Source organism: Pseudomonas sp. GW821-FHT09A09 (assembly GCF_059418405.1).
Window position 1 is genome coordinate 168,029 of sequence record NZ_JBWKPU010000011.1, and the last position, 19,332, is coordinate 187,360.

The 19,332-nt window shown below is 61.6% G+C and carries 15 protein-coding genes and 1 tRNA gene; 3 read left to right on the top strand and 13 right to left on the bottom strand.

All coding sequences use genetic code 11. From position 1 onward, the window contains the following. Positions 1–90: 90 nt before the first annotated feature. The 4 genes from AC07OV_RS12415 to ptsP all read right to left on the bottom strand — a co-directional run bounded on the left by AC07OV_RS12415 (position 91) and on the right by ptsP (position 7,268). Complete coding sequence (locus tag AC07OV_RS12415; RefSeq protein ID WP_494996542.1) at positions 91–1,632, bottom strand: alkaline phosphatase D family protein; 1,542 nt, start codon at positions 1,630–1,632, stop codon at positions 91–93. A gap of 138 nt (positions 1,633–1,770) precedes the next feature. Beyond that, complete coding sequence (locus AC07OV_RS12420) at positions 1,771–3,477, bottom strand: PTS fructose-like transporter subunit IIB (RefSeq protein WP_495092314.1); 1,707 nt, start codon at positions 3,475–3,477, stop codon at positions 1,771–1,773. An 11-nt stretch (positions 3,478–3,488) separates the two neighbouring features. Then, the gene (gene pfkB, locus AC07OV_RS12425; RefSeq protein WP_495092315.1) at positions 3,489–4,409 is read right to left on the bottom strand and encodes a 1-phosphofructokinase; all 921 of its coding nucleotides are present in this window, start codon (positions 4,407–4,409) and stop codon (positions 3,489–3,491) included. Then, a complete protein-coding gene (ptsP, locus tag AC07OV_RS12430) occupies positions 4,410–7,268 on the bottom strand; it encodes a phosphoenolpyruvate--protein phosphotransferase (protein WP_495092316.1) in 2,859 nt (952 codons plus the stop codon). 294 nt (positions 7,269–7,562) lie between these two features. Between ptsP and cra the strand changes: the two genes are divergently transcribed. Both cra and AC07OV_RS12440 read left to right on the top strand, forming a co-directional pair. Then, positions 7,563–8,558 (top strand): catabolite repressor/activator, encoded by a 996-nt coding sequence (cra, locus tag AC07OV_RS12435; protein WP_176995134.1) that lies wholly within the window; start codon positions 7,563–7,565, stop codon positions 8,556–8,558. A gap of 2 nt (positions 8,559–8,560) precedes the next feature. Next, positions 8,561–9,337: a TatD family hydrolase gene (locus AC07OV_RS12440; protein ID WP_495092317.1), complete on the top strand. Its 777-nt coding sequence runs from the start codon at positions 8,561–8,563 to the stop codon at positions 9,335–9,337. Here AC07OV_RS12440 and AC07OV_RS12445 read toward each other — a convergent pair. The 5 genes from AC07OV_RS12445 to AC07OV_RS12465 all read right to left on the bottom strand — a co-directional run bounded on the left by AC07OV_RS12445 (position 9,284) and on the right by AC07OV_RS12465 (position 15,646). Further along, positions 9,284–9,721 carry a hypothetical protein gene (locus AC07OV_RS12445; protein ID WP_494996537.1) on the bottom strand — a complete coding sequence of 146 codons (438 nt, stop codon included), beginning with the start codon at positions 9,719–9,721 and terminating at the stop codon, positions 9,284–9,286. The two genes, AC07OV_RS12440 and AC07OV_RS12445, sit on opposite strands and share 54 nt — an antisense overlap. Before the next feature lie 127 nt (positions 9,722–9,848). Then, positions 9,849–11,879 carry a methyl-accepting chemotaxis protein gene (locus tag AC07OV_RS12450; protein ID WP_495092318.1) on the bottom strand — a complete coding sequence of 677 codons (2,031 nt, stop codon included), beginning with the start codon at positions 11,877–11,879 and terminating at the stop codon, positions 9,849–9,851. Positions 11,880–12,031: 152 nt separating this feature from the next. Continuing rightward, positions 12,032–12,868 (bottom strand): regulatory signaling modulator protein AmpE, encoded by an 837-nt coding sequence (ampE, locus tag AC07OV_RS12455; protein WP_495092319.1) that lies wholly within the window; start codon positions 12,866–12,868, stop codon positions 12,032–12,034. After that, positions 12,865–13,428 (bottom strand): 1,6-anhydro-N-acetylmuramyl-L-alanine amidase AmpD, encoded by a 564-nt coding sequence (ampD, locus tag AC07OV_RS12460; protein WP_495092320.1) that lies wholly within the window; start codon positions 13,426–13,428, stop codon positions 12,865–12,867. The genes ampE and ampD overlap by 4 nt, the downstream gene beginning before the upstream one ends. 61 nt (positions 13,429–13,489) lie before the next feature. After that, positions 13,490–15,646, bottom strand: coding sequence for a DUF1631 domain-containing protein (locus AC07OV_RS12465; RefSeq protein WP_495092321.1), 2,157 nt, complete (start codon positions 15,644–15,646; stop codon positions 13,490–13,492). Positions 15,647–15,890: 244 nt separating this feature from the next. On the opposite strand from AC07OV_RS12465, the gene nadC reads away from it, so the two are divergent. Further along, positions 15,891–16,739, top strand: coding sequence for a carboxylating nicotinate-nucleotide diphosphorylase (gene nadC, locus AC07OV_RS12470; protein WP_495092322.1), 849 nt, complete (start codon positions 15,891–15,893; stop codon positions 16,737–16,739). A gap of 95 nt (positions 16,740–16,834) precedes the next feature. Here the strand turns inward: nadC and AC07OV_RS12475 are convergent, their stop codons facing one another. From AC07OV_RS12475 to AC07OV_RS12490, 4 genes are all read right to left on the bottom strand, one after another. Beyond that, positions 16,835–17,140, bottom strand: a complete 306-nt coding sequence (locus AC07OV_RS12475) for a DUF6388 family protein (RefSeq protein WP_176995142.1) — start codon at positions 17,138–17,140, stop codon at positions 16,835–16,837. Between the two features lie 150 nt (positions 17,141–17,290). Continuing rightward, positions 17,291–17,363, bottom strand: a tRNA-Thr gene (locus AC07OV_RS12480). A 39-nt stretch (positions 17,364–17,402) separates the two neighbouring features. After that, on the bottom strand, positions 17,403–18,812 hold the full coding sequence (locus AC07OV_RS12485) for an O-antigen ligase family protein (RefSeq protein WP_495092323.1): 1,410 nt from the start codon (positions 18,810–18,812) through the stop codon (positions 17,403–17,405). A 36-nt stretch (positions 18,813–18,848) separates the two neighbouring features. Next, the gene (locus AC07OV_RS12490) at positions 18,849–19,253 is read right to left on the bottom strand and encodes a pilin (protein ID WP_176995258.1); all 405 of its coding nucleotides are present in this window, start codon (positions 19,251–19,253) and stop codon (positions 18,849–18,851) included. Between the last annotated feature and the right edge of the window lie 79 nt (positions 19,254–19,332).

Sequence of the window (19,332 nt, forward strand, 5' to 3'; positions counted from 1 at the left end):
TGTGGGAGCTGGCTTGCCTGCGATAGCGATGGTGAATTCACTATCGTCATCGCAGGCAAGCCAGCTCCCACAGTTTGATCGTATTCCAGGTCAGGCGGGTTGCAGTTTTTGTTCGAACACCGAGACGCCATCCAAATCCCGCAATATCACGGTCAATTCCGCCGTCTGCCCATCAATCTGCACCTCGCCGAAAAACTGAAACCCGGCAAACGGTGAACTGTTCTGCACCGCCGGCGCCTTCTGGAACACCACCTCGGGCCCGAAGGTTTTATCCAGCGCATTCGGCCCGAAACTCCCGGCGTTCAACGGCCCGGCGACGAACTCCCAGAACGGTTCGAAATCCTGGAACGCCGCGCGATCCGGGTGGTAATGGTGGGCAGCGCAGTAATGCACATCCGCCGTCAGCCACACGTGATTACGCACGTTTTGTGCCCTTAAAAAGCCCAGCAGTTCGGCCATTTCCAGCTCGCGCCCTTGGGGTGCGCCCGGATCGTTATTGGCGATGGCTTCCCAGCGCGGCACGCCCGGGCTGACCTCGCCGTCGGGCACGCCGAGGCCGATGGGCATGTCGGCGGCGACGACTTTCCACTGGGCCTGGGAGCCCTTGAGTTCGCGCTTGAGCCACTCCAGCTGTTCACGCCCCATGAAGGGTTTTTCGCCGCCCAGGTTGTCATCGTTGGGCCCGCGATAGCTGCGCATGTCCAGCACGAACACATCCAGCAACGGGCCATAGCTGAGCTTGCGGTAAATGCGCCCGCCACCGTCAGCCGCCTGCCGGCGCATGGGGGAATATTCCAGCCAGGCCTGGCGTGCGCGGCCGACCAGGGTGTTGATGTCCTTGGTCTGGTAACGCTCGTCCAGCTGCTTGCTCGGCGACCAGTTATTGACCACCTCATGGTCGTCCCACTGCCAGATCTGCGGCACCTCGGCGTTGAAGCGACGCACGTTTTCATCCATCAGGTTGTAGCGGTAGTTGCCGCGATACTCATCGAGAGTTTCGGCGACTTTGCTCTTGGCTTCGGTAGTGATATTGCGCCAGATGCGCCCACCTTCCGTGGTGAGCTGCGCGGGTACCGGGCCGTCGGCGTAAATGGTGTCGCCGCTGTGGATAAAGAAGTCCGGCAAACGCAGGCGCATGGCTTCGTAAATACGCATGCCACCGATATCCGGGTTGATGCCGAAGCCTTGGCCAACGGTGTCGCCGCTCCACACAAAGCGGATGTCGCGACGCTGTTGCGGCACGCTGCGCAAGTGGCCGAACCAGGGCTCGCTGGCGACGCCGGTCTGGGCATCTTCGAAGTGCACGCGATAGAAAATCGCCTGGTCGGCGGGCAAGCCGGTGAGTTCTACTCGAGCGGTAAAGTCGGTGCGGTTGTCGGCCAGAGGCGAGATGAATCTGCGCGGGTTGCTGAACACGCTGCGGGTGTCCCACTCCACCACCATCCGCGCCGGGCGGTCGCTGCGGCTCCAGATCATGGCGCGGTCGCCCAGCAGGTCACCGGACTGAACGCCGTCGGTGAGTTGCGGACGGTCTTTCACCGAAGCGATCACCGCCGGCGCCAGGCCCGGCAGCAACAGGCCAGCACCGACGGCTTGCATCACGCGGCGGCGGCCGAGGTCGAAGTGGCTCATGCAGGTTCCCTCTTGAGCGTCAAAAGGAAACTAAACCACGCGGGGATGAAAACCAGATGACACTTGTAGGAGCCGGCTTGCCGGCGATGGGGCCCTTGAGGACGCCATCGCCGGCAAGCCGGCTCCTACAGGTGGGAGTCATGCGGAAGTGACGGCCAGCTCTTCAGTGTCCGGGCGCTTGATCAGGGCGTAGACCAAGCCAGTCAGCACGCTACCAGCCACAATCGCCAGCAGATACAACAGCGCATGGTTCATCGCATTCGGGATAACCAGCACCGCCAGGCCACCGTGGGGCGCTGCCAGTTTGCAGCCGAAATACATCGAAATTGCCCCTGCCAACGTGCCGCCCGCGATGCTCGCCGGAATCACGCGCAGTGGGTCTTTGGCCGCAAACGGAATCGCACCTTCGGAGATAAACACCATCCCGAGAATGATCGCCGCCTTGCCGGCCTCTCGCTCTGTCTGGGCGAACTTGCGGCGCGCAAGGAAGGTGGCGATGCCCATGCCAATCGGCGGCACCATACCCGCCGCCATCACGGCGGCAATCGGCCCACCACTGTGCTCCGCCAACATGCCCACGGAAAACGCATAGGCCGCCTTGTTGATCGGCCCACCGAGGTCGACGCACATCATGCCGCCCAACAGAATGCCCAGCAGCACCGCGTTGGTCGTGCCCATATCATTGAGGTAGGCGGTCAAGCCAACGAGCATGCGCGCCACCGGCGGCCCGATCAGATAGATCATCGCCAGGCCGGTGACCAGGCTCGCCAGCAACGGGATGATCAGGATCGGTTTAAGCGCATCCAGGCTCTGCGGCAATCGGATCGCGCGGTTGACGAGCTTGACGCAGTAGCCGGCCACGAAACCGGCGAAAATCCCACCGATAAATCCCGCCCCCAAGGTCGTTGCCAGCAAGCCGCCGATCATTCCGGGGGCCAAGGCTGGTCGGTCTGCGATGGAGTAGGCGATGTAGCCTGCCAGCAGCGGCACCATCAGCATAAAGGCCTGACCACCGACGTTTTTCAAGGCCGCAGCGAGTGAACCTTGTTCTTCAAAAGCGGTGATGCCAAACATGTACGACAAGGCGATCAACAAGCCGCCCGCCACCACCATCGGCAACATGAACGACACGCCGGTGAGCAGGTGTTTGTACACGCCGGTTTTTTCCGACTGGGTCACCGCTGCACTGCCGGTGCTTTCCACCGCGCCTTCGGCCAACGCTTTTTTCAGCGTTGCCTCGGATTGCTTGAGGGCGATGCCCGTGCCGCAGCGGTAAATTTTCTTGCCGACAAACCGCTCGGTGGCCACCTCGATGTCCGCCGCCAACAGCACCACATCGGCCTCGGCAATCGCTTGCGCACTTAATGGCGTACGCGCGCCCACCGAACCCTGGGTCTCGACTTGCAAGTCGTAGCCCAGCCGCTTGGCGGCTTGCTGCAGGGCTTCGGCGGCCATGAACGTGTGCGCCACCCCGGTAGGGCACGCGGTGATTGCGACGATGCGCGGCGCGGTCTTGGCTGCCGTTTCAGTGGCGACGTAAACCTCGGCCTCTTCGGCCCCACGCCGCAATACCGCCTCGACGTCCGCCAGCGCCTGAGCCGGCGTGCTCTGGAACACACGCTTGCCGACAAACCGCTGCATGTCCACCGGCGTGCTGCTGACCAACAACACCCATTCGGCGGCGTCGAGGGTGGCCTGGGACAATTGGCGTTCAGGGCGCTGCCCATCGACCACTTCGACACTGGTGCTCCAGCCCTGACGTTGCGCGGCGGCGTCCAACAAGCGGGCGCACAGCACACTGGTGACCATGCCGTTCGGGCAGGCGGTAACAATGGCTAACTTCATCACAAACCCTCTTATTGTTCTGTCAGCGTACGCACGTGGACGCCGCTTTCGAGGCGCGCCAACTGCGCGTCATCGCTGATGCCGAAACCGATCTGCGTCACCGCCATCGCGGCAATCGCCGTGGCGCGGCGCAAGGTCTGCTCGGGTGCATCGCCAGCGAGCAAGCCGTGAAGCATCCCGGCCAACAACGAATCGCCCGCGCCCACGGTACTCGCGACCGTGACCTTGGGCGGCGTGGCCTGCAACGCCATCTGCGGGCTGTACCAACTCACGCCCGCAGCGCCATCGGAGACCACGACATGCTCCACGCCCAGTTGATGCAGGCGATGGATAGCGTCGGTGGCATTGCCCAGCGCCTCGGCCAGTTCTTCGGTGTTGGGTTTGACCAGCCACGGTCCAGCTTGTAGGCCGGCGCGCAAGGCTTCGCCACTGGTGTCCAGGGCGACTTTCAAACCCAGGCCTTTGATTTTCTCGAGCAAACCCTGGAACCATTGAGGGGTGATACCACGCGGCAGGCTGCCTGCCACCACCACCGCGTCGAATTCAGGGCCGACGATGGCGATGAGTCTTAGCAGTTCTTCTTGCGCCTCTTCACTCACCAGCGGCCCCGGCGCATTGATGTCGGTGACCCGGCCATCCCGCTCGGCAATCTTGATATTGCTGCGTGTCTCACCGGGCACCCGAATAAACGCATTGCCAAACTTACGACGGGCAATCAACGCGTCGAAAGCCTGGGGATTTTCCGCACCGAGAAACCCGCCCACACTCACCTGATGGCCCAGATCGGCCAGTACCTGCGCCACGTTCACGCCCTTGCCGGCCGCGTGGGTCAGCAAGGTTTCGCTGCGATTGACTTCACCCGGTTCCAGGTGCGCCAAGCGCACGGTCAGGTCCAACGCCGGGTTCAGCGTCAGGGTCAGAATCCTTGCCATTTACACGGCCTCCACAAGGGCACGCACGTCGGCGGGCGAACCCGCTGCCAGTGCTTTTTGCGCCAGGCCCTGGGCCTCGCTCAGGCTGAATTCACGCACCCGCGCCTTCACTTCGGGAATGCTGCGGGCGGACACACTCAACTCATCCACCCCCAGGCCCACCAGCACCGGCACCGCCAACGGGTCGGCCGCCAACTCGCCGCACACACCCACCCATTTGCCATGGGCGTGGGCGGCTCGCACGGTGATGTCGATCAGTTGCAACACTGCCGGGTGCAGGCCATCGGCCTGGGCGGACAAGGTCGGGTGACCACGGTCGATGGCCAGGGTGTATTGGGTCAGGTCATTGGTGCCGACGCTGAAGAAGTCGACTTCCTTGGCCAGCACCGGCGCGAGCAACGCGGCGGACGGCACCTCAATCATGATGCCCAGTTGCAGGTCGGCCACCGGGATTTCCAGGCGCAGGCGCTCGGTCATGTCACGGGCGGCGCGCCACTCGTCCACACTGCCGACCATGGGGAACATGATGCGCAGTGGGCGGTTGTCTGCCGAGCGCAGCAGCGCACGCAATTGCGCTTCCATGATCTGCGGGCGCTGCAAGGTCAGGCGAATGCCACGCACGCCAAGGAACGGGTTTTCTTCCTGGGCAATGGGCCAGTAAGGCAGCGGCTTGTCGCCGCCGACGTCGAGGGTGCGCACCACCAGCGGGCGACCGTCGAGGCCGTCGAGCACGCGACGGTATTCGGCTTCCTGGGTGGCTTCATCCGGCGCTTGCGGGTGGGCCATGAAAATCAGTTCGGTACGCAGCAGGCCGATCCCTTCGGCGCCTTGTTCAACGGCACTGGCAACGCCGGCGCTTTCGCCGATATTGGCGAACACTTCCACGGCGTGGCCGTCGCGGGTCAAGGCCGGTTCATGGCGTTGGGCCGAGGCCGCTTGCAGGCGTTGTTCGCGGGTGTCACGTTCGACGGTGGCGCGTTGCAGGGTGGCGGCGTCGGCGTCCACGTGCAGGCGACCGCGCTGGCCATCGAGCAACAGCGGTGTGCCCGGCGCCAACAGCAAAACGGCAGCACCTGCGCCCACCAAGGCTGGGATGCCCAGGGCACGGGCGACGATAGCGCTGTGAGCGGTGGCGCCGCCACGGGCGGTGAGGATACCGGCCACGCGGGCCGGGTCCAGGCGTGCGACGTCGGACGGGCCAACTTCATCCATTACCAGAATGTAGGGCTGGCTCGGCTCCTGGGCGGTTTCGACCCCGCAGAGTTGCGCCAGCACACGCCGGCCAATGTCGCGCAAGTCGGCGGCACGCTCGGCAAGCAAGGCATCCTGCAGCGATTCCTGCTGTTTGGCGGCGGCCTCGATCACGCTCATCCAGGCGGCTTCGGCGCTTTCACCCTGCTTGAGACGGGTATCGACTTCGTCGGTGAGTTCCGGGTCGTCGAGCATCTCCTGGTGCGTGATGAAAATCTCGCGGATGGCTTTGGCTGGGCTGCGTTCGATCAGCCCCTGGATATCACGGCGCACCTCGGCCAAGGCGTCTTGCAGGCGCTGACGCTCAATGGAGGAAGACTCGCCGCGCAACGGGTAATCGAACACCTGCTGGACCTGGACGTGCGCCGGGCCGATGGCAATGCCCGGCGCGGCGGCGATAGCCTGGATCTGGCTGCCGGACACGGGGGCGCTGATCACAGGCTCGATATCAACGGTGGCAGGCTGCGCGCTGGCCGTCGGCAACGGCTCGACCTCTTCACCCAACCCCGCTTCGACCGCTGCCAACAGAGCGGGCAGCGCATCACCGGCAATCGACGGCTCGGCAACAAATTCCAGCACCTGGCCGCGACGCGCGCCGAGGCTGAGCAACTTGCTCAGGCTTTTCACCGACACGGCGCCCACCGGGCCATCGATGACGCGCACCCGCAAATCGCCGTCAAACTGCTTCGCCAACTGCGCCAGCACCTTGGCCGGCCGGGCGTGCAGGCCGTGGGCGTTGGCCAAGGTAATCCGGGCGCTGGGCCAGTCGGCAGGCAGCTCGCCGCCGAGCACTTCGAGCACTGCACGGCTGCTGGTGGCGCGGCCCAGTTCCTGCCCGCGCCCTTCAATCAGCAACGCGCACAGGCGTTCAAGCAACGCTTGGTGCGCCTCGCCGAGGCTGGCCAGGCAGAACACGCCATTGAGGGGCTGGCCGAGGTAACGCATGGGTTTGTCGGGGGTGACGAAAGCAAGGCCGGGGCGCTTCACCGTCTGCTCGCTGTGCAGCCACCAGAGGCCATCACCCAGGGGCAGGGCGTCGACTTGCTGCAAGACGGCGGCGAAACCATTGCTCACGCAATCGGCCTGGCGCAGCAGGCGTGCGCCTCGCCATACCAGCTCTTCAAAATCATCGGCGGACACGCCCAGGCTGATCATCTGTGCATCCAGCGCCAGTTCCTGTGGCGCACCTTGCAGCAGTTTCAGCAAGGCTTCGGCGGAACCGACACGACGCAGCGCCTGGCCCAGGTCGGTTTCACCGAGGGCGCGGGTAAGCAGTTGCAGCAGGCGCAGGTGTTCATCGGATTTGGCGGCAATGCCGATGGCCAGGTAGACGATCTGGCCGTCGCCCCAATCCACCCCTTCGGGGAACTGCAGCAGGCGCACACCGGTGGAGAACACTTGGTCGCGGGTTTCGGGAGTGCCGTGGGGAATGGCGATGCCTTGGCCGAGAAAGGTCGAGCCTTGGGCTTCACGGGCTTGCAACCCACTGAGGTAACCCTCGGCGACCAGGCCGTCGGCCACCAGTTTGTCCGCGAGCAGGTGCAAGGCAGCAGATTTATCCACAGCCACCTGGCCCATGGAAATCTGCTCTACAGTGAGCTCAAGCATGCCGTTCTCCTAGTTAGTGCGAGGGGCGCACTAGGTATTGTTTTGAATAAATCAGCGCACGGGTGTTCAAAAATAACTGACTGAGTGGTCAATTGGCAGTAGCCACTTAGTCACGAACGTCGTAAAAATACGCCAGCTGAAACGTTTAATCTAGAATTTATGGCAGGTTAACCGCTAATTGAGCATCCTTGAAGAACCACTCGGCGCTTGAGCCCAGACGTTAGTCGCGTGCAGGAATCGGTTACGATTGGACAAAATGTCGGGGCAAGCTCTAAAAAACAAGGAAATCCCGGTTTGAAACTCAGCGATATTGCACGTCTGGCCGGTGTGTCCGTGACCACCGCCAGCTATGTCATCAATGGCAAGGCCGAACAGCAACGCATCAGCAACGCGACCGTCGAGCGCGTGCGAGCGGTGGTCGAAGCCCATGGCTTTACGCCCAACCCCCAGGCGGCCGGACTGCGCAGTCGGCATACGCGCACCTTGGGCTTTATCCTGCCCGACTTGGAAAACCCCAGTTACGCACGGATCGCCAAGTTGCTGGAGCAAGGTGCTCGCGCCCGGGGCTATCAGCTGCTGATCGCCAGCTCTGACGATGAGGCCGACAGCGAACGCCAACTGCTGCAACTGTTTCGCGCCCGTCGCTGCGACGCACTGTTTGTGGCCAGCTGCCTGCCAGCCAGCGATGACAGCTACCGCGAGCTGCAAGCCAAAGGCCTGCCGGTGATCGCCATCGACCGGGTGATGGACACGGGCCAGTTCTGCTCGGTGGTCAGCGACGACCGCCAGGCCTGCCAACAACTGACCAGCAGCCTGCTGCAACCACTGCCCAAACAGATCGTGCTGATCGGCGCACACCCCGAGCTGAGCATCAGCCAGGAACGCGCCGCCGGTTTTCGCGAGGCACTGCGCGACTTCAAGGGCGACGTGTTGATCGAACAGGGCGAAGCCTTCAGCCGCGATTGTGGCCGGCAACTGATGGAACAACTCCTGCAGCGTCTGGGGCATTTGCCGGATGCACTGGTGACAACGTCCTACGTGCTGCTGCAAGGCGTGTTCGACGCGCTGCATGACTTCCCGCTCAAATCACGACCGCTGCGCCTGGGCACCTTCGGTGATACGCAGTTGCTGGACTTCCTGCCTTTGCCCGTCAACGCCATGGCCCAACAGCATCAACTGATCGCCGACACCGCTCTGCGCCTGGCCCTGGCCGCGATTGAAGAAGAGCAGTACCAACCCGGCGTGCACGCCATCAGCCGTACCTTCAAGCAGCGTATTCACGAGGCCTGAGTGTGGAGCTGATCGACACCCACACGCACCTGGACTTCCCGGACTTCGACAGCGATCGCCGGGAAGTCCTCGCCCACAGCCGTCAACTCGGGGTACGGCGCATGGTGGTATTGGGGGTCTATCAGCAGAATTGGCAGCGCGTGTGGGATCTGGTGCAGGCTGACGACAGCCTCTTCGCCGCCTTCGGTCTGCATCCGGTCTACCTCGATGAACATCGCCCGGCCGACCTGACGGAATTGGGCGACTGGCTGAGCCGCCTCCAGGGCCATCGGCAAGTGTGCGCGGTGGGCGAGATCGGCCTGGATTTTTTTCTTGAACACCTGGACCGCGAGCGCCAGCAACGCCTGTTCGAGACGCAACTGAAACTGGCCGTGGACTTCCAACTGCCAGCGCTGTTGCACGTACGCCGCAGCCACGCTGCCGTGATCGCCACACTCAAACGTATGCGCGTGCCACGAGGCGGCATCATCCACGCGTTTGCCGGCAGCTACGAAGAAGCCCGCGAGTACATCAAGCTCGGTTTCAAGCTGGGCCTGGGCGGTGCCGCGACCTGGCCCCAGGCCTTGCGCATGCACAAGGTTCTCGGCCAACTGCCCCTGGACGCCGTAGTGCTGGAGACCGATTCACCGGACATGGCGCCCGCCATGTACCCCGGCCAACGCAACAGCCCGCAACACCTGCCGGACATCTGTACCGCCCTGGCCGAACGCATGGGCATCAGCCCGTCACGGCTGGCTGAGACGAGCACACGCAATGCGTGCGAGCTGTTCAATTGGTAACCCGCCGACAGGTTTGGCAACTTGCAGGCTGAGCGTTATCCGCTGCCGATGATGGGCATAACGCAACACCAGGAAATGGACCAATACCACCACCAGCGAAATATTGAGTTGCTCAATCACGCTGACCAAACCCACCCACTCGGCGACCAAGGCCACGACCAACACCATGCAGGTCAGTATGAACATGCTCGGATGCACCAGGGCCCAGTGATCCAGCGCCTTGAACTGACGCAGTTGTTTGGGACAGTTCAATTGCAACGTTCGCTGGCAGTACGGGCAATCAAAAGGTTCATGGATAGCAATGGCATTCAATTGCCAAGACTTGAGTTCAAACGTGATATCGCAATGGGCGCAGTGCCCTTTGATGCCGATGGCAATGGTCATGGTGGTGCCCTCCCCTGATCCGTGACTAGCTGAAACAAATTCTCACCCATTCACTCGATCAAAAAAGGGACACGGGGAAATCAAGACATGCACCACGCCCCATACCGAGTATTCCTACCCAAAAGCCCTACACGCGAAACGCGCCGATCAATTGCTTCAACTCGATGACCTGCATCGATAGCTGACGGCTGGCTGCTTCAGTCTGATGCGCACCCTGCGCTGCATGCTCACCCGCACGGTTGATTTCGACGATGTTCCTGTCGATATCGTGGGCCACCGCGGTTTGTTGCTCGACGGCGGCAGCAATCTGTTGGTTCTGATCGACGATCATGCCCACAGCACCAAGGATGTTTTCCAACGCCTGCTGAACCTTTTCCGACTGCCCAACCGTTCCGCTGGCCATGGCATGGCTGGTGCCCATGGCCTTGACCGCCGCGCCGACGCCCGTGTGCAGCCGGCTGATCATCTGTTCGATCTCTTCAGTCGAACGCTGGGTGCGACTCGCCAGGGTGCGCACTTCGTCCGCCACCACCGCGAAACCACGCCCCTGCTCGCCGGCACGTGCGGCCTCGATCGCGGCATTGAGCGCCAGCAGGTTGGTTTGCTCGGCAATGCTTTTGATCACTTCCAGCACACTGCTGATGGCCTGGCTGTCCGTGGCCAGTTGGTTGATCACCTGCACCGACGCATCAATTTCGGACGCCAAGCGCGCGATGCTGCCCTGTTGGGATTGCACCAACCCACGGCCGCTGACCGTCTCATCGTTCACGCTATGGGCACTGCTGACGGCTGCCGCCGCGCTACGCGCAACCTCCTGGGCGGTGGACGACATCTGGTTCATGGCCGTGGCCACTTGTTCGATCTGGCTGCGTTGGCCGGAAACCGCCTGGTTGCTCTGGGCCGACACGCTCTCCACTTGGCCGGCTTGCACCTCGACCTGGCTGACGGTCTGGCCGACGCGCTCGATCAGATCGTGGATCTTGGCGACCGTGCCGTTGAACACCTTGCCCAACTCCCCCAACTCGTCGCGGCTGTGCGCCACAAAGCTGACCGTCATATCGCCCGCTGCCACGTTGTCCATCATCAAGCCCAGGCGCCGCAAGGTGGTGCGGGTGGACGCATAGAACCCTGCATACAGGTAGAAAATCAGTGAAAACACCGCTGCCAGTGCACACACCAGCACCACCATGTGCGTACGGTTTTGTGCCAGGCGCTGCTCCAGTTGCTGTTGAATGAAGGCCAAAGTGGCGTCATCCAACTGGTAGGTCTTGGCCATCAATTGGCTGACGCTGGCATAGAACCCTTGCCACGGGGCGTCGAGGGTTTCGGCCATCACCACCTGTTCCTCGAACAATTCGCTGCCTTGCTTGAGGCTGGCCTGGCTGGCTTGCGCCATTGAATCGAGGGCGCCATGCGCGGCGTTGCTGGCACCCAGTGCGTCTTGCAGTTTCAGGGCGTATTCGCCTTGCAGCTTCTCCAACTGCTGCAACAACTCATCAAACCGAGTGCTGGAAGAGGAATTGATAAACCCCTGGCCCAGAGAGTAAGCCCCCATTGCACGCCCTTCGCCGAGGGCCTGGGTCACTTGCGGAGTGATCCCGGTCACTAGGTCGCTGAGCTGGCGCAGATCACTCTGCGAGTCGCGACTCAAGCCGGATTGGCTGGCAATAATCTGGCTGAGCATCTGGGCTTTATTGAGCAGCTTGCCGATCAACGCACTTTTGTTCAGCAGTGACGTTTCCTGCTGCTGGGCCTTGAACGCTGTGATCAATTCGTCGCGCTTGCTATCAAACGCAGCAATTTGCTCGGGGTCGGTCGCCATGGCGGTGAGGCCTTGCAGGCGCGAGAGCACGTTGTGCTCCAAAGCGCTGATCTGGCCTTCAAGGTCGCCCGCCTTGCCTGACTGGCCGAGGGTTGCGTTGATTTGTACCTGGTTGTTGAGGGTTTCCAGATCACGCCGCAGGGTCAGGCTGCTGCCAAGCAAATCGAGGCTTTGCAACTCGATACGCGTACCCTGGAATTCACGCCAGGAATCACGCACCAGGAAATAGTTGGTCGCCAGCATCGGCAGCAAAAACAGCACGCTGATCAGGCTGAACTTCATGCCGAAGCTCAAGCGGTTCATCAGCGCGACGGCGGGATAGAGCAAGCTCTTCACAGGTGAACTCCCTTTCTTTTATTTTTATTGAGGCGCAGGGCGGCGGCAGATAGCCACTATTTGGCGCTCTGTCTGTATAGCTCAATTCGAAAGGGAGTTTTGTAACGTAAGGTTAACGGCAGGGAAGGCTGAAGCTTCCCTGCCGGTGGGTATCAGGGCAACACGGTCCAGATGGCGAACCCGGCATACCACAGCACCGCCGCACGCAGCAGCAGTTCCCACAGGCGATCCAGGCTGTTGATGCCATCGGCACCCACCACCGGTGGCGGAATTTCTGCCGCAACCAAACCAACCTTTTCTACCAGTTGGGCAGCGCTGATGTCCCAACTCAGCAACTCGTGGAGCATCACCCGGCTGACCGCGACAAAATTGCCCACCAAAGCAAAACTGGCTGCCAGCAAGCGGACCGGCAACCAGTCGAACGCGTGGCGCAGTTGCCCGGCGCGCTCGGCCACCAGAGGGTTCTGACTGTGCTCGCTGGCCAGCGCCAGCAGGCGATAAGCCAGGGCCGCCACCGGCCCGAGCAGGAAGTACCAGAAGATCACCGCGAAAAAGCTCTGGTACGCCTGCCACAGCAGATGGCCCTGAACCCGTTCGAGCAGTTGTTCGCCACTGTCAGCGGCAAGCTTGAGATCACGCTCGGCCACATGTTCGGCGGCCTGCAAGTCACCACGGCGCCAGGCATCACGGAAAGGCCCGAGCCCAGCCAGCAGGTCGCCCCGCCCCAGGCTGTAGATCACCACCAGCAGGTGCACCGGCAATGCCAACAAGCCATAGGCCACAGGTTCCAGCACCACCAGCAACAAGGCCAGTAGCGCCACCGGCAGTAGCACCAACAACGCAAGAATCAGCCAGGGCTGCTTGCCCATTCGCGGACTCGACTCCAACTTGGCCAGTTCACGCAGCCATCCGCCGTCGCGCTGCAGCCGCTGGCGCAAGGCCGAGAACTTCTCGATCCACACCGCCAGCACCAACACCAGGAAACTCATTGTGCGTGTCCTCCATCCTGCAGGGCGCTGCGAAAGCGCGCCCAATCAAAAGCGGGGCCCGGGTCTGTCTTGCGGCCCGGGGCAATATCGCTGTGACCGCAGATACGCTGACGGGTGATGCCTGGGTAGGCCGCCAGCAGCTGGCGCGTCAGGTCGATCAGCGACGCATATTGCGCGTCGGTGAACGGCAGCTCGTCGGTGCCTTCCAATTCAATCCCCAGTGAATAGTCATTGCAGGTGTCCCGCCCTTCAAAGCTGGAAACCCCGGCATGCCAGGCACGGTCCTGGCACGCCACAAACTGCGTCACGGCACCGTCGCGCTCAATCAGGAAATGCGCTGACACACGTAGGTGAGCGATCCCTTCATAGTAGGGATGTTCCGTGACATCCAGCCGGTTCTGGAAAAACTCGTGCACCTTGCCCGTGGCGAACTGCGCCGGTGGCAAGCTGATGTTATGCACCACCAACAGAGAGATTTCGCCTGTCGGGCGCTCGTTGAAGTTGGGCGAAGGGCAATGACGAATGCCCTTGCACCAACCGCTGGTGGGGTCCAACTGCATACGGGTTCCTTGATTGAGACGAGGTGTTACCAGTATGCCGCGTTCAGCCCTGCGGTTGCGATCACTTGCCGCGATTGAGTTGACGCAGGTTGTCGGTCACGGAGGCCAGCGCACGCTCAAACAGCAAGCCTTCGTCCAAACGGCGCAAGGTGCCGCCCTTGAACGCCAAAGCCAGTTGGCCCGCGCTTTTCTCCTGGACCTTGAGCCCCATGCGGCTGACGAAAATGTAGGTGTTGGACGGCGCAACAATCGCCATCAGCTTGCAACGCAGGGCTGCGGCATCGTTCTGCTGGAACTCAAACCAGCCACCGGCCTGCAGCTGTCGCGCCTTGAGCAGGTCAGGGTCATCGCCCGGCAGGGTATCGACAGCATCGGGCAACCTGCTGTCGAGCACAAACGGCTCACGCACTTCCATCAATGCCTCAAGCCCCTCACCGTCAAACGCTTGCACATGCATGGCCTGCAAGCGCACGAAGAATTCACGGGTACTGAACGGGTCGAACGCGGCGCTGGTCAACCCGTCACGCAGCGCCTTGAGCAACCCGGGCAGTTGCTCCAGCAAATGCCGTCCGGCCTCGGTGTCTTTCTGCAGGCCTACGCTCCAGATCAGCTCGTCCATGGTGCGCAGCCCCACCTGCCACTGCACCGACTGCTCGCCATGCTTGAGGCTGGCCAACAACAGCACCTGGCTCCAGGCCTGCTGCAGAAACTGCACCACTGCCTGGGGCAGCGTCTTACCCAACAACCGCCGATTAAGCACGTCGGCGACACGTTGGCGGGCGGCATCCGTGCGCATCCGACCTTCTTCGGCATCGCGGGTGTGTTGTTCCAGCAGCTCGCAGCGTCGGCGCTCATCAGCAGTAAAAGTGCAGAACTCGGCCAGCAGTTGGGAGAAAATCCCCTGGTCCTCGACGAACTCATTCAATAAACGCTGCACCACCTGCTCGATGCGCAGGTACAGGCTATCGCGCAGGTAATCATCGTTCGGGCTCCAGCCCAGGGCAGCCCTGGCAATTTCGTTGAGCAAACGACGCGCCGGGTGGCTGGTGCGGCTGAACAAGCTTTTGTCCAATACCGCGACTTTTAGCAAGGGCACTTGCAAGCGGGCGATCAAGGCCTTGAAAGCGTCGGGCACGGCGTGATCTTTAAGGATGAACTCGAAGAGCAGCGCGATCAGATTGATAACGTCTTCGTCGGCGTTTTCCACCACCCGGGACTTGCCACTCTTGACGCTGACCCGGGTCAGCAACTGCTCAAGATGGTTGCGCAGATCGAAATCGTCCTCGGCCTCGGGCTCAGGTACGTATTGCTGCAAGTGAGAGAGCAGGCGCAACAGGTCACGCGAGGCAATGGGTTGTGGCTCGGCACTGGCTTCAAGGGTAGGGGCCACACGACCGCGCACGGCCACCAATAAGGCTTGCAGGGCGGTGAAGGCTTCATGGCCATTATCTTCGAACGGCGGCTCGGTCATCGGCTGCCGGCCTTCGCGTTGCTGGTCACGTTCTGCTCGACCGCCGGGGCGACGTGACGGCACCGCCTTGAGCTGGGGCAGTACGCCGATAGCCACCAGCAACTGATTAGCCTCGCCATACAGTTGGTCAGCGTCACTGAGTACGTATTTCTCAAACAGCTTGAGCATGATCAGTTTGACACGGATCTCCACACCCAGGCTGCGCCCTGCCCGCAGGAAAAACTCGCAGAGCAGCGCCGGGCCCAAGGGGTTCTCACGTTCTTCCAGTTGCTTGTCCAACAACGCACTCAAACGTGCGGTGAGTTGCGCAAGCGCCAAGCCATCGCGATGTCGTACGCGACCGAGCATAGCCTCCAGTGCCACGGCCTTTTCCAGATCATCACGGGAGGTGCCCGGTATTGCATCGTAAGACACCACCGGCACCAGGTGCAGGTCGCTGCGCCCTGACTGCCCCAGCAGCGCGAAGGCGGCGAACAGTTGCTCCATGAACACGCGTTCGAAATTCTTGCGCTTGAGGCGCAAGTCGCGCATGGCTTCGAAAAAAATATGGTGATCGACGTTGCTTCGAGCCTTGTCGGCCATTTCGAACAGGGTGTCGTCGGCGTTATCGAACAGTTCCTGCAGGCCCTGCTGCAGCTGCTGCGCCGCCTTGTCACGCACCTGCAACAACACCACCGGCAGGCGCGCGAGCGGCGATGGCGTGGCATGTACCTTGTTGATAGGCACCACCTTTCCGTCATTGTGCATCCTGGCCTCCTGAAACGGCGGTGTTGATGGGGAAATGCTCGGGCACAGGCCCGGACGGGCACTGCGAATACCCAGTCATTACCAAGACGTCAAAGCTATGACGCCAATTGCAAGGCGCGAGATTATCTTGCAAACGAGGGCTGTTGCGCCAGCGAACTCTGTCATTTGGTCGTAAATGAGCAGGTCGCTGGGTTCAAACGCGCACTGCCCCTATAATCGGGGCACTTTGTTTGTGGAGCCTGTTATGCCGAATCTCCGTCTTGCCGACCTCACCGCCGAAATCGAAGCCAACGTGCGCCGCGCACTGCTGGAAGACATCGGCAGCGGCGACATCACTGCACAGTTGATCCCGGCCGAACGGCTGGCCAAGGCCACGATCATCACCCGTGATGCGGCTGTGATTGCCGGTACAGCGTGGGTGGATGCTGTGTTCCGCCAACTGGACCCGCGTGTGGCAGTGCATTGGCAGGTGGCCGACGGTGAGCGCGTCAGCCCCAATCAGGCGTTGTTCCATCTCGAAGGCCCGGCACGCTCGTTGCTCAGCGGTGAACGTTGTGCGCTGAATTTCCTGCAGCTGCTGTCCGGCGTGGCCACCCGTGCGCAAGACCTGGCGGATTTTGTCGCCAGCACCCAGGTCAAGCTGCTCGATACCCGCAAAACCCTGCCGGGGCTGCGCCTGGCGCAGAAATACGCGGTGACCTGCGGCGGCTGTCACAACCATCGCATCGGGCTGTATGACGCGTTCTTGATCAAGGAAAACCATATCGCCGCCTGCGGCGGCATTGCCCAGGCCATTGCGGCTGCGCACAAGATTGCCCCGGGCAAGCCGGTGGAAATCGAAGTGGAAAGCCTGGAAGAACTGCGTGAAGCGCTGGCGGCAGGCGCCGATATCATCATGCTCGACGAATTGAGCCTGGATGACATGCGTGAAGCCGTGCGCCTGAACGCCGGCAAGGCCAAGCTGGAGGCCAGCGGCGGAATCAACGAAACCACGCTGCTGCCCATCGCGCAAACCGGGGTGGACTACATCTCCATCGGGGCGATGACCAAGGATGTGAAGGCAGTGGATCTGTCGATGCGCCTTAGCATCTGAAGCACTGTAGGAGCCGGCTTGCCGGCGATAGCGCTCGTGAGATTACCTTGAACCTCACAGGCCTCATCGCCGGCAAGCCGGCTCCTACGGGGTAATCAGACGACCAGGTCGTTCATCTCGCAATATTCTTCCCAGTCGACACCCAGCACCTCGGCGGCCTCTTTGTGCAAGGCCAGCCGTGCGGCTTCAAACGCTTCCGGTGTCGAGGTGTACTTGAGGGTCAACTCCCAAGGCTGGTAGCCCTGGCTCTCTGCCTCGTCCTCGAATGCCCATTGGATCTGGTCGCGCTGATCATCGGCGCTCAGGTCCTTGATCTCTTCTTTAAGCTGCGGCGTGTCCTCAAGGTATTTCTTGAGTGCTTCTTCGTGCCGAACTTCCTGGGTCATTTCAGTCGTGGTCATGTTGTTCTCTTAGATCGAGGAATGGGGATGCATCTGGGTCATCAAGGTTGCGCAGATACAAAAGAACAGGCAGGAACGCCCGCTCGTCTGGCCTTCAGAACCATTCTGGGATCATCTGAAAACGTTGCCTTTGAAGCCGTGTTGCCTTATTGCCCGAGACAGGAATCGAACCTGCGACCTTCGCGTTACGAGTGCGCTGCTCTACCGGCTGAGCTACACGGGCGGTGGGCTAAAGCTAGCACCGCATCGGGCGTCCGGCAACTTACTGGCCAGGGAGTGCGATCACACCCTGGGCCCAGAAGCGTGGCTGCAGGTGATCATGACCGGCGCGCAGGTAGTCCGCCTGGTCTTGCACGGTATGAGGCAGGTCGCGTGCAGCGATAAATAACATCAGACCAACGGCCATCACACCGGCTATTTGACACGCTGCGCCCGCCCACTTCAGCCCGCTGTCCAAGGGAGTTCGCCCTACGTGCAACGCCATCAACCAACCTACCACCAGCGCCAGCCATACCTGTGAGTTGGGCATCACGATGACACCGTCGACCATCGACTGCACCAACGCACCCACCAACGCCGCAAACAGGCACAGCCGCAGCAGGTCTTCACCGGCCTCAGACAATGCTCGTGCGCGCACTACCCTGCACGTCGCCCAGCCAGCCCGCCACGCCAGGACGGCCACACATAGGGCTGACGGCACGCCCCACTCACTGGCCCACTGCAGAACCGCCTGGTGCGGGTGGGCCGCTATTTCATTGGCGATATCGGCAAAATGCATGGGACCGAACCCTAGCCAGGGGCGCTCTTCAATCATGTGCCAAGCTTGTAACCAGATCGGACCGCGCCCCGACAGCGAGGTGGTCAGGCGATCGCCTGCGCCACTGCCAACTTCAATCCCCAGATAGCCCGCCAACCCCACGAACAACAGCCAATACAACACCAGGCCGCCACATAGCGCCGCCAGTTGCCAGGCAACCCAACGCCGCCCCCAAGGCCCCAGCACCGTCAACACCCCAGCCGCCACCGCCAGGCCAAGCCACGTACCGCGCGTGCCGCCACTGATGGCGATCAACCACCAGACACACAGCAGCGCAAACACCCCGGCACGCATGGCGCGGGTAACATTCGCTAAAAGCAAAGGGAGCGCCAACAGCGCCAAGGTGAAGGTCTGAAACTGGCCATAAAATCGCTTGTTGGAAAACCCCGACAGCAGATGGTCGAGGTTCAGCAGATCGTTACTACTGGTAAAGGCCGATGCTGCGGCCCACAGGTACTGCAAAGACTTGACCAGGCACAGCAGCAAGACAATCAGGATCAGGGCGCGATCCATCGGCTCACCACCCTGACGTCGAAGCAAGGCGAACGCCACGGCGATCGCGCCACAACCGACAAACAGCGCCACTTCGGTGAGCGCCCACAACGGCTGATGAGCCAATACGGAAGAGATCACGCCCAGCCCGATGATCGCCATCAGCCCATAGGTGCTGGGCCGGTCCAACAACCGCTCGCCTGAACCGGCCGACAGCCCATACAGCACCGCGCCCAGGCTCATGACAATCTGTGTGGAACGTTGCAGATCATGCCCACTGAACGGCAAGCAGATGCCCACCGCCAACAGGCATGCAGCCACTACCAGAAACACATTGCCTCGCTGTTGCAGGGACAACGACATGGGCCACCCTTACTTCCGTGTTGTGAGGTCAGGCAATCAGGCGCCGCAACCTTTGGTGACGTACTGCGCATCCGCCGTGGTTGCGCACTTCCAACCCGTGGTTGCACTACGCGTCAACGTGATGGTCTTGCCCAGCACAGGCGCCGGGGCGTCAAGGATTTCGCAACTGATGGACCCTGCCCCCGTGGCCACGTCCCCAACTACGTCGATCTTGCAATTGGCGGTAGGGCTGGTGCCGCCGATCAAGGCCAGGGTCGGTACAGTGCCTTGATTGAGGGTGTCTTCATAGCCGGCCTTCAATGCGGAGATTTCCGCCAACCCCGCCGTGAACTTGGCCTTGGCCTGGTGCTTGGTGTACATGGGCAAGCCGATGGTGGCCAAAATGCCGATGATTGCCACGACGATCAATAACTCGATCAAGGTAAAGCCTTTCTGACGCATCGCATTCACTCTCCAGGATAGAACTCATGACAAGGCGCGTCCTGCGCCTCGTGGTTTATTGCCGCGCCAGTGTACTCAC

Coding starts and splice junctions, on each gene's coding strand:
- ampD (WP_495092320.1), bottom strand. CDS start 13,428: ATGCAGTTGGACCCCACCAGCGGTTGGTGCAAGGGCATTCGTCATTGC.
- nadC (WP_495092322.1), top strand. CDS start 15,891: ATGCCGAATCTCCGTCTTGCCGACCTCACCGCCGAAATCGAAGCCAAC.
- AC07OV_RS12415 (WP_494996542.1), bottom strand. CDS start 1,632: ATGAGCCACTTCGACCTCGGCCGCCGCCGCGTGATGCAAGCCGTCGGT.
- ptsP (WP_495092316.1), bottom strand. CDS start 7,268: ATGCTTGAGCTCACTGTAGAGCAGATTTCCATGGGCCAGGTGGCTGTG.
- AC07OV_RS12465 (WP_495092321.1), bottom strand. CDS start 15,646: ATGCACAATGACGGAAAGGTGGTGCCTATCAACAAGGTACATGCCACG.
- AC07OV_RS12490 (WP_176995258.1), bottom strand. CDS start 19,253: ATGCGTCAGAAAGGCTTTACCTTGATCGAGTTATTGATCGTCGTGGCA.
- AC07OV_RS12475 (WP_176995142.1), bottom strand. CDS start 17,140: ATGACCACGACTGAAATGACCCAGGAAGTTCGGCACGAAGAAGCACTC.
- AC07OV_RS12445 (WP_494996537.1), bottom strand. CDS start 9,721: ATGACCATTGCCATCGGCATCAAAGGGCACTGCGCCCATTGCGATATC.
- AC07OV_RS12485 (WP_495092323.1), bottom strand. CDS start 18,812: ATGTCGTTGTCCCTGCAACAGCGAGGCAATGTGTTTCTGGTAGTGGCT.
- pfkB (WP_495092315.1), bottom strand. CDS start 4,409: ATGGCAAGGATTCTGACCCTGACGCTGAACCCGGCGTTGGACCTGACC.
- ampE (WP_495092319.1), bottom strand. CDS start 12,868: ATGAGTTTCCTGGTGTTGGTGCTGGCGGTGTGGATCGAGAAGTTCTCG.
- AC07OV_RS12420 (WP_495092314.1), bottom strand. CDS start 3,477: ATGAAGTTAGCCATTGTTACCGCCTGCCCGAACGGCATGGTCACCAGT.